The organism is Pseudomonas sp. HT11 (genome assembly GCF_044875395.1).
Taxonomy (GTDB): Bacteria; Pseudomonadota; Gammaproteobacteria; order Pseudomonadales; family Pseudomonadaceae; genus Aquipseudomonas.
In genome coordinates, this window is the sequence record NZ_CP173217.1 from 5,858,919 (window position 1) to 5,871,268 (window position 12,350).

A 12,350-nucleotide genomic window follows, 5' to 3' on the forward strand; every position below is an offset into this window, starting at 1 on the left:
GGTCTGCAACAGGGTTCGAATGGGCGCCAGTGTAGCGAATTCAAAGCAGACGGGGGTGAGACCAATCGGCCACTTCCTCAGCAATCAGGGGCTGAGCCGCCCATGCTCCTTGGACGAACGAGCAACCATTGGCCTTCAGCCACTGCGCCTGCTCGAGTGTTTCCACGCCTTCGGCGATCACCAACACATCAAAATGCCCGCACAACTGGATGATGCTGCGGGCCATCGCGGCGTCCCGCACCGAACCCGGCAGACGCGCCACCAATTGCGGGTCAAGCTTCAACGTGTCGAACTCCAGGTCACGCAGATGGGCCAGGGAACACTGGCCCAAGCCAAAGTCATCCAGAGCGATACGCACGCCGATCCGCCGCAGCAACCTGAGCTGCTTGTTGGTTTCATCAAGGTTGCTCATCAGGCTGTCTTCACTGATTTCCACCTCCAGCTGCCGCGCCTGCAACCCATGTCGCTCGAGTACCTGCTGCAGCTGGCCGGCCAGGTTGGGCATGTTGAACTGACTGCTGCTCAGGCTCACGCTCAGCACCAGTTCTTCATCGAAGCTGGTTTGCCAGGCCTGACGTTGGGCGGCGACCTGCTGGTAGATCCAGGCGCTCAACTGGCTGATCAGCCGCGCCTCTTCGAGCAACGGTAAAAACAAGCCCGGCGGCACATCGCCGACGCTCGGGTGCTGCCAGCGCAACAGCGCTTCGACGCCACGCAAGCGCCCGTCCTCCAGCGAGACCTGGGGCTGGTACACCAAGGTGAAATCCTTGTTTTGAATCGCGGTACGCACGCTGTCTTCAAGCATCAGACGCGAGCGGGCGCGGCCGTTCATTTCCTGATCGTAATAGCGATATTGCTGACGCCCCGCACGCTTGGCTTCGTACATGGCGATGTCGGCCGCGCGCAGCAGGCCATTGAGGTCAGAGCCGCAGTCCGGGAAAGTCGCAATGCCAATGCTGACGCCGAGCATCACATCCAAACCGTCGACCTGCTGACACACCGACACGCGCTCGATCAGTTTTTCCGAAATCTTCGCCGCCTGTTCCGGGAATTCCAGCTCCACCAATGCGGTGAACTCATCCCCGCCCATGCGCCCAAGAATGTCGTAGGAACGCAGACACGCCTGCATTTGTTCAGAGACCCAACGCAGCACCCGATCTCCGGCGTCGTGGCCCAACGAATCGTTGACCCGCTTGAAGCCGTCGAGGTCCAGGTAGAGCAGCACCAGCGACTGCTCGTTTCGCTCGCTGCGCAGCAACGTGTTTTCCACTGCCTGGTGAAAGCCGCGTCGGTTCAGCAGGCCGGTCAACGGGTCGGTCACCGCCTGGAACTCCAGTTGCTGGTGCAGATGGCGCACCTCGGACATGTCCAGCACCGTCACGACCATGGCCTTCTGCTCGGCGGGCAACGGCGCGCAGGACAATGCCACCGGCACCTGCTGGCCGCGACTGGTGCGTAAAATGGCGTCGTGCTGGCGCCATGTCTCACCCTTGCGATACGCCTCGTACATCGCAAACCCCAGCCAGGCCGGCACATGGGGCTTTTGCAGAAAGCTCAAAAAGCTTTCGCCCTGCAACTCGGCCATCGTCGCATTCAGCAGCCGAGAAATGGCCGGGTTGGCGTACTCGATCACACTGCCCTCGCCCACCACCAGGATGCCCTCGGCGGCGTTGTCGAGCACCGAGGCGTTAAAGGCGCGCGCGGATTCCAGGTCATGGCTCAGGCGCTGCAAGGCACGGCGGTTGCGCTGGTGTTCCAGCAACGCCTGCACCTTGGGCTTGAGAATGTGTGGGTCGAAGGGTTTGAACAGGTAATCAATGGCGCCGCTGGCATAGCCTTCCAATACGGAGGCAGGCGACTGGGCATGGGCGGTCAGGAAGATAATCGGCGTCATGCGCGTGCGTTGGCTGCCACGCATCAGGCGCGCAACCTCAAAGCCATCCATGCCGGGCATGCGCACATCCAGCAAGACCAGGTCGACTTCGTGTGCGAGCAGTAACTCCAACGCTTCCAGCCCGGAAGCGGCGGTCATCACGTGCCAATCTTCACGCTGCAAAAGCGCACGCATGCTGATAAGGTTTTCCGGGTAGTCATCAACCACCAGAAGAACCGAACTGCCGTCGCCGGGGTGTGGAGCGCAATCCATGCTACGTCTCTTCCTTGAAGGGCTGTACCGGTCACTTCTGATATAAAAACCGGACAAACACTGAGGCCTCACTCTAGCCCCGGTTCTAAAAAAGCAGAAGTGACCCGGGTGCCATCATTGCGCCAAAGCTCAGGAAGCCGACTAACGGTCAAGCGCTACAGCCCGCGCCCCATGGGAAACATGGCTTTTTGGCATTCCTCTGACGCCAATAAATTGCCAGCAATTGTTTAACAACCGGACGATCACCGCCTATAAAGAACCTGAATGGCCCCCGGGCCAAAGCCTCACCTCTGTAAAAAGGCCAACACCATGATCGACCTTTCCACCTGGAACCTGAGCATTCCGGTCGGCTCGCCGCCCACGACCATCGACACCCCGAAACTGCTTAGCGGCTTCAAGGACCAATATTTCCAGGCCGAAGGCAGCGACGTGCAATTCTGGACACCCGTGACCGGCACGCGCACAGAAAACGCCGTCTACCCGCGCAGCGAATTGCGCGAAACCTACGCCGACGGGCGTCTGCGCAACTGGACCTACCCCGACGCCGACAACTTTCTGCGCGCCACCCTGGCCGTCAACCAGGTGCCCTCCAGCGGCAAGGTGGTCATCGGTCAGATCCACGCCTATGACAGCCAGAAACCCCTGATCAAGCTCGAATATCAATTCAAGGAAAAGACCCAGACCGGCAATATTGTCGCCAAAGTGCGCATGCGCCCGGACGAGGATGACGGCCGCGTGATTATCGTGGCCTCCAATGTGCCGCTGGAGAAGAGTTTCACCTACGTGATCAACCTCAATAAAGCCGGGCTGTTGACCGTCGAGGCCGCTGACGGCCAGTGGAATGAGCGCATTGGTGCCGCGTGGGGCGCTAAACCGCTGTATTTCAAGGCCGGCGCGTATGTGCAGGACAACAGTGGCAACAGCAAGGAAGGCGCACGGGTGACGTTTGCGAAGCTGGATATTGATCACGAATGAGCGCCGCCTGATTTCAAGCAGGCCTGGCACTACGACTCCAAGGATAATTCGCGTTTAAACCCGCCGCTGATCCCTGTGGGAGCCGGGCTTGCCCGCGATGGCGGACTGTCAGCCAACCCATTCAGCCACTGACATGGCGCAGCAAGCCCGGCGCAACGCACAAGGGTCAAATCCTGGCCACAAAAAAGCCCGCATCGCTGCGGGCTTTTGTTTAAACGCGTGAGGTTCAGTTCACCTTGGCGTTCAACTCACCTTTCAGGTAACGCTGGTACATCGCTTCGAGGGAGATCGGCTTGATCTTCGAAGCATTACCGGCCGTACCGAACGCTTCGTAACGAGCGATACACACGTCGCGCATCGCGGTCACGGTGGCACCGAAGAATTTACGTGGGTCAAATTCGCTCGGGTTGGTGGCCATCAGGCGACGCATTGCGCCGGTGGACGCCAGGCGCAGGTCGGTGTCGATGTTGACCTTGCGCACGCCGTACTTGATGCCTTCGACGATTTCTTCAACCGGCACGCCGTAGGTTTCTTTGATGTCGCCACCGTACTGGTTGATGATCGCCAGCCACTCTTGCGGCACCGAGGAAGAACCGTGCATCACCAGGTGGGTGTTCGGGATGCGTTTGTGGATTTCCTTGATGCGGTCGATGGCCAGCACGTCGCCGGTAGGCGGCTTGGTGAACTTGTAAGCGCCGTGGCTGGTGCCGATGGCGATGGCCAGGGCGTCAACTTGGGTCTTTTTCACGAAGTCAGCGGCTTCTTCCGGGTCGGTCAGCATCTGGCTGTGATCCAGCACGCCTTCGGCGCCGATGCCGTCTTCTTCGCCGGCCATGCCGGTTTCCAACGAACCCAGGCAGCCCAACTCGCCTTCAACCGAAACGCCGCAGGCGTGAGCCATGGCCACGGTTTGTTGGGTCACGCGTACGTTGTACTCGTAGTCGGTTGGGGTCTTGCCATCTTCGCCGAGGGAGCCGTCCATCATCACCGAGCTGAAGCCCAGTTGGATGGAGCGCTGGCACACGTCAGGGCTGGTGCCGTGGTCCTGGTGCATGCACACCGGGATGTGCGGGAATTCTTCGATGGCGGCCAGGATCAGGTGACGCAGGAAGGGGGCACCGGCGTATTTGCGGGCACCGGCCGAAGCCTGAACGATCACTGGGGAGTCGGTCTTGTCAGCGGCTTCCATGATGGCGCGCATCTGCTCAAGGTTGTTGACGTTAAAGGCTGGGACGCCGTAGCCGAACTCGGCTGCGTGGTCCAGCATTTGACGCATGCTGATAAGTGCCATTGTGTTGTCTCTCCCGATCGTGGGTCGTTAATCGTGCAAGCCTGCCGTAGCGGCGGCTGCTATTCAAGTTATTGCAGATCAAGGGGTTAAGGCTTGGCCTGCTGAATCGTTATTGCAGTGTCCGATTCAAAATCCATGTCACTTTGGAACCGGATCTACTGTGGGAGCGGGCTTGCTCGCGAAGGCGGTGTATCAGCTACCTGATGCTTACCTGACCCACCGCTTTCGCGAGCAAGCCCGCTCCCACATTTGGATCTCATCACATGAGAGATCGCGTTCTGTGTTACTGGGCCTTGCAGCCTCGCCCAATCAAATCATCGGTGGCGACCCAGTAGATCAGGCCTTCCTCACCTTTTTGGTGAAACGCCAACTGGTCGTTGCTGTACAGCACGCCCGAGGCAGCAACGTCCTGCTTAAGACGATAAACCTGGTCCGAACCGCCGAGGCGTACATCCACCTCGGAACGTGCCTGGTTGGCAAAGCGCCAGTTGACCTCGGCCTTGCTGTCGCACGTCCAGGTGGTCCACTTGTCGGCCGGCTCTGCCTTGTTGAACATGTTCATGCTGCTGCAGCCGGCCAACAAGGCCAGGGCTGCCAGGGCGAAAACGCCTTTCATTGCCAATCCTCGAACGGCGACCCAAAAGGCCGCCAAAGCTGTCGGTTAGTTGATCAGACCCGTCAAGGGCAACCCTGTTCCTGACCGTTGGGCGCGGCGTCGTATTGCTCCAGCCGCTCGTTGCCGATGCGCTTGTTGATCACCGGCATGGTTTCGGCTTGCCAGTCAGCCTGGTAGCAGCTTTTTTTCTGCGTAGGCGCAGGCTCTGCAGCGGCAGGCTTCGCGCTTGGCGTGCTGCCGCAGCCGGCCAACAGGCCCGCTGCGATCACCAGTGCCAACAACTTGATCATGGGAATACTCCTTTTCCGGATCACGAGCCTTAGCCTTTGGCTCGAGTTTCCAGCACTTCAACGGCCGGCAGCACTTTGCCTTCGACGAATTCGAGGAACGCGCCGCCACCGGTAGAAATGTAGGAGATCTGGTCAGCAACGCCATATTTATCGATGGCCGCCAGGGTGTCGCCACCCCCGGCAATGGAGAAAGCCGAGCTTTCAGCAATGGCGTGGGCCAGTACTTTGGTGCCGTTGCCGAACTGGTCGAACTCGAACACGCCAACCGGACCGTTCCACAAAATGGTCTTGGACGACTTCAGCAGTTCAGCGAAGTTGGCCGCGGTTTGCGGGCCGATGTCCAGGATCATGTCGTCGGCTGCCACATCGGCGATGAGCTTGACGGTGGCTTCGGCGCTCTCAGCGAATTCCTTGGCAACCACCACGTCCACCGGCAGCGGCACGCTGACTTTGGCCGCGATGGCACGCGCGGTGTCGAGCAGGTCCGGCTCGTACAGGGACTTGCCCACCGGGTGGCCGGCGGCGGCCAGGAAGGTGTTGGCAATGCCGCCGCCGACGATCAACTGGTTGCAGATCTGACTCAGGCTGTTGAGCACGTCGAGCTTGGTGGAGACTTTGGAACCGGCCACGATGGCCGCCATTGGCTGCGCCGGAGCACCCAGGGCCTTGCCCAGTGCATCCAGTTCTGCGGCCAGCAGCGGGCCGGCGGCGGCGACTTTGGCGAACTTGGCCACGCCGTGGGTCGAACCCTCGGCACGGTGCGCGGTGCCGAAGGCGTCCATCACGAACACGTCGCACAGGGCCGCGTATTGCTGAGCCAGTTCGTCGCTGTTCTTTTTCTCGCCTTTGTTGAAGCGCACGTTTTCGAACAGCACGATATCGCCTGGCTTGACGTCAACGCCGCCCAGGTAGTCAGCCACCAGCGGCACGTCGCGGCCCAGGGCCTTGCTCAGGTAGTCGGCTACCGGCTTGAGGCTGTTTTCGGCGGAGAACTCACCTTCGGTCGGACGACCCAGGTGGGAGCAGACCATCACGGCCGCGCCTTTTTCCAGGGCCAGCTTGATGGTCGGCAGCGAGGCCAGGATTCGCGCATCGCTGGTGACAACACCGTCCTTGACTGGGACGTTGAGGTCTTCGCGAATCAGTACGCGCTTACCTTGCAGATCGAGGTCGGTCATCTTCAACACGGTCATGGGTCGCAGTTCCTGAATTACTGTTGAGGTTGTGTGGAGGCGATGTGCAGATAATGTTCGGCAACATCCAGCATTCGGTTGGCAAACCCCCATTCGTTGTCGAACCAGGCCAGGATGTTCACCAGCCTGGGGCCGGAAACGCGGGTCTGGCTGGCATCGACAATCGCCGAATGCGGGTCATGGTTGAAATCGCAACTGGCATGCGGCAACTCGGTGTAGGCCAGCAAACCCTTGAGCGGGCCGCTGGTGGCGGCGTCGCGCAGAATCCGGTTGACCTCCGTCGCGTCAGTGTCGCTGACAGTCTGCATGGTGATGTCCAGGCAAGACACGTTCACCGTCGGCACCCGTACGGCTTTGGCTTGAATTCGCCCGGCAAGTTCCGGTAACAATCTTTCGATACCTCGCGCCAGGCCGGTAGACACCGGAATCACTGACTGGAAGGCCGAACGCGTGCGGCGCAGGTCTTCGTGGTGATAGGCGTCGATGACCGGCTGGTCGTTCATCGCCGAGTGAATCGTGGTGATCGACACGTAATCCAGGCCAATCGCCTGATCCAGCAGGCGCAACAGCGGCACGCTGCAGTTGGTGGTGCAGGAGGCGTTGGACACCAGCAGCTCGTTGCCGGTCAGGCAATCCTGGTTGATGCCATAGACGATGGTGGCGTCGACATCCGCCTCGCTGGCCATCGGCTGGGAAAACAGCACACGCGGTGCGCCGGCGTCGAGAAAACGCTGGCCATCGGCACGGGTGTGGTAAGCACCGGAGCATTCCAACACCAGGTCGACGCCCAGCGCCGCCCAGTCGATGCCCTCGGGAGTGGCACTGCGCAGGACTTTCACGCAGTCGCCATTGATATGCAGACAGTCGCCGTCTACGCGCACTTCGCCGGGAAACCGGCCGTGGGTGGAGTCAAAGCGTGTCAGGTATTCGATGCTGGCCATGTCGGCCAAATCGTTGATCGCAACAATTTCAAACCCTGCCGCCGCCCCTCGCTCAAACAGAGCACGCAAGACGCAACGACCAATGCGGCCGTAGCCGTTGAGTGCAACTTTGTAGGGACGCGGTTGGGGCATGGGGTTCTCGATCAATGTTAGTTCGGTGTTGAATGTTCTGACGCCATCGCGGGCAAGCCCGCTCCCACCTTAGACCGAGATCGAATGTGGGAGCGGGCTTGCCCGCGATAGCGCCAGTACAGACAACGCAGACTGACTTAGTCTTCCAGCAGTTCTTCAGCCTGACCCAGGATGTTTTCCAGGGTGAAACCGAACTCTTCGAACAACGCTGGCGCCGGCGCCGACTCACCGTAGGTGGTCATGCCGATCACGCGGCCTTCCAGGCCCACGTACTTGTACCAGTAGTCGGCGTGAGCCGCTTCGATAGCGATACGCGCGCTGACCTGCAACGGCAGAACCGATTGCTTGTAGTCGGCGTCCTGGGCTTCGAACAGGCTGGTGCACGGCATGGACACAACGCGCACGTTGCGGCCCTGGGCAGTCAGCTTGTCGTAGGCCTGAACGGTTAGGCCGACTTCGGAACCGGTGGAGATCAGGATCAGTTCCGGCTCGCCAACGCAGTCCTTGAGCACGTAGCCACCACGGCTGATCGCAGCGATCTGCGCGTCGGTACGCACTTGGTGCTGCAGGTTCTGACGCGAGAAGATCAGCGCCGAAGGGCCGTCCTTACGCTCGATGGCGTGCTTCCAGGCCACGGCGGATTCGACCGCGTCGGCTGGGCGCCAGCAATCCAGGTTCGGCGTGGTACGCAGGCTGGTCAGTTGCTCGACCGGCTGGTGCGTCGGGCCGTCTTCGCCCAGGCCGATGGAGTCGTGGGTGTACACATGGATCACGCGCTTCTTCATCAGCGCGGCCATACGTACGGCGTTGCGCGCGTATTCCATGAACATCAGGAAGGTCGCGCCGTAAGGCACCAGGCCGCCGTGCAGGGACACGCCGTTCATGATGGCGCTCATGCCGAACTCGCGCACGCCGTAGTACATGTAGTTGCCGCTGGCGTCTTCGGCCGAGACACCTTTGCAACCTTTCCACAGGGTCAGGTTGGAACCGGCCAGGTCAGCCGAACCGCCGAGAATCTCCGGCAGCAACGGGCCAAAGGCGTTCAGGGTGTTCTGGCTGGCTTTACGGCTGGCGATGGTCTCGCCCTTGGCCGCCACTTCGGCGATGTAGGCCGAGGCTTTTTCCGAGAAGTCGGCAGGCAGGTCACCGGCCAGGCGACGCACCAGTTCGTTGGCCAACTCTGGGAATTCGGCGGAGTAGGCCGCAAAACGCTGGTCCCACTCGGCTTCGGTCGCCAGGCCTTTTTCCTTGGCGTTCCACTCGGCATAGATGTCAGCCGGGATTTCGAACGGGCCGTGGTTCCACTTCAGCGCTTCACGGGTCAGGGCGATTTCCGCGTCACCCAGTGGGGCGCCGTGGCAGTCTTCTTTACCTTGCTTGTTCGGCGAGCCGAAACCGATGGTGGTCTTGCAACAGATGAGGGTCGGCTGCTCGCTCTTGCGCGCGGTGTCGATGGCGGTCTTGATCTCTTCCGGATCGTGGCCGTCGACGTTGCGGATCACTTGCCAGTTGTAGGCTTCGAAACGCTTCGGGGTGTCATCGGTGAACCAGCCTTCGACTTCGCCGTCGATGGAGATGCCGTTGTCATCGTAGAAGGCAATCAGCTTGCCCAGGCCCAGGGTACCGGCCAGGGACGCCACTTCATGGGAAATGCCTTCCATCATGCAGCCATCACCCAGGAACACATAGGTGTGGTGGTCGACGATGTTGTGACCAGGGCGGTTGAACTGCGCGCCCAGGACTTTTTCAGCCAGTGCGAAGCCAACAGCATTGGCCAGGCCTTGGCCCAGGGGACCGGTGGTGGTCTCGACGCCTGGGGTGTAGCCGAATTCCGGGTGACCCGGGGTGCGGCTGTGCAGCTGGCGGAAGCTCTTGAGGTCATCGATGGTGACGTCGTAGCCGGTCAGGTGCAGCAGCGAATAGATCAGCATCGAGCCGTGGCCGTTGGACAGCACAAAGCGGTCACGGTCGGCGAACGACGGGTTGCTCGGGTTGTGTTTCAGGTAGTCACGCCAAAGTACCTCGGCGATATCCGCCATGCCCATCGGGGCACCGGGATGGCCGCTGTTGGCTTTTTGCACGGCATCCATGCTGAGGGCACGAATGGCGTTGGCACGCTCACGACGGCTGGGCATCGCTGATCTCCTGGGGTTGCTTAAAAGAAACGGAAAAAAGGATCGGCATTTTCCCTCAGCCACCGCCTGCGGGCAATCACAGATAGTCACTTGAGGTGTTTTTCCTGCGCTTTGCCCGCCAATCGCTTGCAGAAAAGCCTGACTGCTTCGTCTAAAGGTTATAGCGGGTGCTTATAACTACCGATTATCGACCAATATCAAAACTTTTTGATATTGGCCTTGCGGGGATATCCACCCGTCACTAGACTGCTGGCCTTATGAACCTACCTGTGCCCTCCCTGCGTCCTGACGACGGCGACGACCTGGCAGCCTTATGCAAGGCCGCTGGTGATCCGTTACGTCTGAACGTGTTGCGCGCGCTGGCCAACGATTCTTTCGGCGTACTGGAACTGGCGCAAATCTTCGCCATTGGCCAGTCCGGCATGAGCCACCATCTGAAGGTCCTGGCCCAGGCTGACCTGGTGGCCACCCGCCGCGAAGGTAATGCGATTTTTTACCGTCGCGCCCTGCCCCACACCGAGCTGCTCGGCGGCAAACTGCACGCCGCGTTGCTGGAAGAGGTGGACAATTTGTGCCTGCCCGGCGACGTGCAGTCGCGCATCAGCCAAGTTCACGGGCAACGCGCCGCCGCCAGTCAGGATTTTTTCTCACGGGTCGCCGAGAAGTTTCGTGCCCAACAGGACCTGATCGCCGGCTTGCCGCAATACCGCGAAAGTGTACTGGCGCTGTTGGACAAACTGGGCTTCAGTCATTCGGCCACGGCGCTGGAAGTGGGCCCTGGCGATGGCGGTTTCCTGCCGGAGCTGGCGCGCCGCTTCAAGCAGGTGACGGCGCTGGACAACAGCCCGGCGATGCTCGAACTGGCGCGCCAGTTGTGCGAGCGCGAGGCGCTGGGCAATGTCAGCCTGCAGCTGGCGGACGCGTTGAATGACACAACCCTGCGGGCCGATTGCGTGGTGTTGAACATGGTCCTGCACCATTTCGCCGCCCCCGCCGACGCCCTCAAGCAGATGGCAAACTTGCTGCAACCCGGCGGTAGCCTGCTGGTCACAGATTTATGCAGCCACAACCAGAATTGGGCCAGGGAGGCCTGCGGTGATCTCTGGTTGGGTTTTGAACAGGACGATCTGGCCCGTTGGGCCACCGCTGCGGGACTCGTTCCCGGGGAAAGCCTCTATGTAGGTTTACGTAATGGTTTCCAGATTCAGGTCCGCCATTTTCAGCGGCCGGCTGGCGACACTCACCATCGGTAAATATCAGGAAAACATCGAGATGAGCGAATACTCCCTTTTCACCTCCGAGTCCGTGTCTGAAGGGCATCCGGACAAAATCGCCGACCAGATTTCTGATGCGGTGCTGGACGCCATCATTGCTGAAGACAAGTTCGCCCGTGTGGCGTGCGAGACTCTGGTGAAAACGGGCGTGGCGATCATCGCCGGTGAAGTCACCACCACCGCGTGGGTCGATCTGGAACAGATCGTCCGTGACGTCATCACCAAGATTGGCTACAACAGTTCCGACGTCGGCTTCGACGGCGCGACCTGCGGCGTGATGAACATCATCGGCAAGCAGTCGCCCGACATCAACCAGGGCGTGGACCGCGCCAAGCCTGAAGATCAGGGCGCTGGCGACCAGGGCCTGATGTTCGGCTACGCCAGCAACGAAACCGAGGTGCTGATGCCGGCGCCGATCACCTTCTCGCACCAGCTCGTGCAACGTCAGGCCGAGGCTCGCAAAAACGGCCTGCTGCCGTGGCTGCGTCCGGATGCCAAATCCCAGGTGACCTGCCGTTACGAAGGCGGCAAGGTGGTGGGTATCGACGCCGTTGTACTGTCGACCCAGCACAACCCGGACGTGTCCTACGCCGACCTGCGCGAAGGCGTGATGGAGCTGATCGTCAAGCACGTGCTGCCGGCCGAACTGCTGACCAAGGACACCCAGTTCCACATCAACCCGACTGGCCAGTTCATCATCGGTGGCCCGGTGGGCGACTGCGGCCTGACCGGCCGCAAGATCATCGTCGACAGCTACGGCGGCATGGCCCGTCACGGCGGTGGCGCGTTCTCGGGTAAAGACCCATCCAAGGTTGACCGTTCGGCGGCCTACGCCGGTCGTTATGTGGCCAAGAACATCGTCGCGGCCGGCTTGGCCGAGCGTTGCGAGATTCAGGTTTCCTACGCTATCGGTGTGGCCCAGCCTACGTCGATCTCGCTGAACACCTTTGGCACCGGCAAGATCAGCGACGACAAAATCGTCAAGCTGGTGCGCGAGATCTTCGACCTGCGCCCTTACGCGATCACCACCATGCTTGACCTGCTGCACCCGATGTACCAGGAAACCGCAGCCTACGGCCACTTCGGCCGTACCCCTGCGCAGAAGACTGTCGGCGACGACACCTTCACCACGTTCACCTGGGAAAAAACCGACCGCGCCAACGACCTGCGCACTGCCGCCGGCCTGTAAGCACGCGCTCCCCCAAAAGCCCCGCCGGGTTCGCCCGGCGGGGCTTTTTTATTGCCTGCGCGACAGGCATCACACGTCTGGCGCCCTGAGCACTCAACCGGGAGGCAAACCCGGCGACTGCCAGCCGCAAGCCAACAACGACTTGCTGAGCGTGTAGGCTTTTAACGC

At 60.7% G+C, this 12,350-nt stretch carries 10 protein-coding genes; 3 read left to right on the forward strand and 7 right to left on the reverse strand.

Features of this window, described 5'->3' with window-relative positions; all coding sequences use genetic code 11:
• Positions 1-40 precede the first annotated feature (40 nt).
• Positions 41-2,146 (reverse strand): putative bifunctional diguanylate cyclase/phosphodiesterase, encoded by a 2,106-nt coding sequence (locus tag ABWL43_RS27085; RefSeq protein WP_404485587.1) that lies wholly within the window; start codon positions 2,144-2,146, stop codon positions 41-43.
• Between the two features lie 309 nt (positions 2,147-2,455).
• Here ABWL43_RS27085 and ABWL43_RS27090 point away from each other — a divergent pair, with 309 nt between their 5' ends.
• The gene (locus ABWL43_RS27090; RefSeq protein WP_242200602.1) at positions 2,456-3,121 is read left to right on the forward strand and encodes a polysaccharide lyase family 7 protein; all 666 of its coding nucleotides are present in this window, start codon (positions 2,456-2,458) and stop codon (positions 3,119-3,121) included.
• A gap of 226 nt (positions 3,122-3,347) precedes the next feature.
• Here ABWL43_RS27090 and fba read toward each other — a convergent pair whose 3' ends face one another.
• From fba to tkt, 6 genes are all read right to left on the reverse strand, one after another.
• Positions 3,348-4,412, reverse strand: a complete 1,065-nt coding sequence (gene fba / locus ABWL43_RS27095) for a class II fructose-bisphosphate aldolase (RefSeq protein ID WP_003177554.1) — start codon at positions 4,410-4,412, stop codon at positions 3,348-3,350.
• Between the two features lie 283 nt (positions 4,413-4,695).
• On the reverse strand, positions 4,696-5,028 hold the full coding sequence (locus ABWL43_RS27100; RefSeq protein WP_119737525.1) for an MliC family protein: 333 nt from the start codon (positions 5,026-5,028) through the stop codon (positions 4,696-4,698).
• Between the two features lie 62 nt (positions 5,029-5,090).
• Positions 5,091-5,318, reverse strand: coding sequence for a hypothetical protein (locus ABWL43_RS27105; protein ID WP_404485591.1), 228 nt, complete (start codon positions 5,316-5,318; stop codon positions 5,091-5,093).
• A gap of 29 nt (positions 5,319-5,347) precedes the next feature.
• Positions 5,348-6,511, reverse strand: coding sequence for a phosphoglycerate kinase (locus ABWL43_RS27110; protein WP_106575625.1), 1,164 nt, complete (start codon positions 6,509-6,511; stop codon positions 5,348-5,350).
• Between the two features lie 17 nt (positions 6,512-6,528).
• Positions 6,529-7,584 carry an erythrose-4-phosphate dehydrogenase gene (epd, locus tag ABWL43_RS27115; protein WP_145157628.1) on the reverse strand — a complete coding sequence of 352 codons (1,056 nt, stop codon included), beginning with the start codon at positions 7,582-7,584 and terminating at the stop codon, positions 6,529-6,531.
• A 137-nt stretch (positions 7,585-7,721) separates the two neighbouring features.
• Complete coding sequence (tkt, locus tag ABWL43_RS27120; protein WP_124418633.1) at positions 7,722-9,719, reverse strand: transketolase; 1,998 nt, start codon at positions 9,717-9,719, stop codon at positions 7,722-7,724.
• Between the two features lie 257 nt (positions 9,720-9,976).
• On the opposite strand from tkt, the gene ABWL43_RS27125 reads away from it, so the two are divergent.
• On the forward strand, positions 9,977-10,972 hold the full coding sequence (locus tag ABWL43_RS27125) for an ArsR/SmtB family transcription factor (protein ID WP_404485596.1): 996 nt from the start codon (positions 9,977-9,979) through the stop codon (positions 10,970-10,972).
• A gap of 19 nt (positions 10,973-10,991) precedes the next feature.
• Positions 10,992-12,182, forward strand: a complete 1,191-nt coding sequence (gene metK, locus ABWL43_RS27130) for a methionine adenosyltransferase (RefSeq protein ID WP_099234792.1) — start codon at positions 10,992-10,994, stop codon at positions 12,180-12,182.
• The last annotated feature ends 168 nt before the right edge of the window (positions 12,183-12,350 follow it).

Excerpts from the sequence above, each read along its gene's own strand:
- ABWL43_RS27105 (WP_404485591.1), bottom strand. The coding sequence starts at position 5,318 with ATGATCAAGTTGTTGGCACTGGTGATCGCAGCGGGCCTGTTGGCCGGC.
- tkt (WP_124418633.1), bottom strand. The coding sequence starts at position 9,719 with ATGCCCAGCCGTCGTGAGCGTGCCAACGCCATTCGTGCCCTCAGCATG.
- metK (WP_099234792.1), top strand. The coding sequence starts at position 10,992 with ATGAGCGAATACTCCCTTTTCACCTCCGAGTCCGTGTCTGAAGGGCAT.
- ABWL43_RS27100 (WP_119737525.1), bottom strand. The coding sequence starts at position 5,028 with ATGAAAGGCGTTTTCGCCCTGGCAGCCCTGGCCTTGTTGGCCGGCTGC.
- ABWL43_RS27125 (WP_404485596.1), top strand. The coding sequence starts at position 9,977 with ATGAACCTACCTGTGCCCTCCCTGCGTCCTGACGACGGCGACGACCTG.
- epd (WP_145157628.1), bottom strand. The coding sequence starts at position 7,584 with ATGCCCCAACCGCGTCCCTACAAAGTTGCACTCAACGGCTACGGCCGC.
- fba (WP_003177554.1), bottom strand. The coding sequence starts at position 4,412 with ATGGCACTTATCAGCATGCGTCAAATGCTGGACCACGCAGCCGAGTTC.
- ABWL43_RS27090 (WP_242200602.1), top strand. The coding sequence starts at position 2,456 with ATGATCGACCTTTCCACCTGGAACCTGAGCATTCCGGTCGGCTCGCCG.
- ABWL43_RS27085 (WP_404485587.1), bottom strand. The coding sequence starts at position 2,146 with ATGGATTGCGCTCCACACCCCGGCGACGGCAGTTCGGTTCTTCTGGTG.
- ABWL43_RS27110 (WP_106575625.1), bottom strand. The coding sequence starts at position 6,511 with ATGACCGTGTTGAAGATGACCGACCTCGATCTGCAAGGTAAGCGCGTA.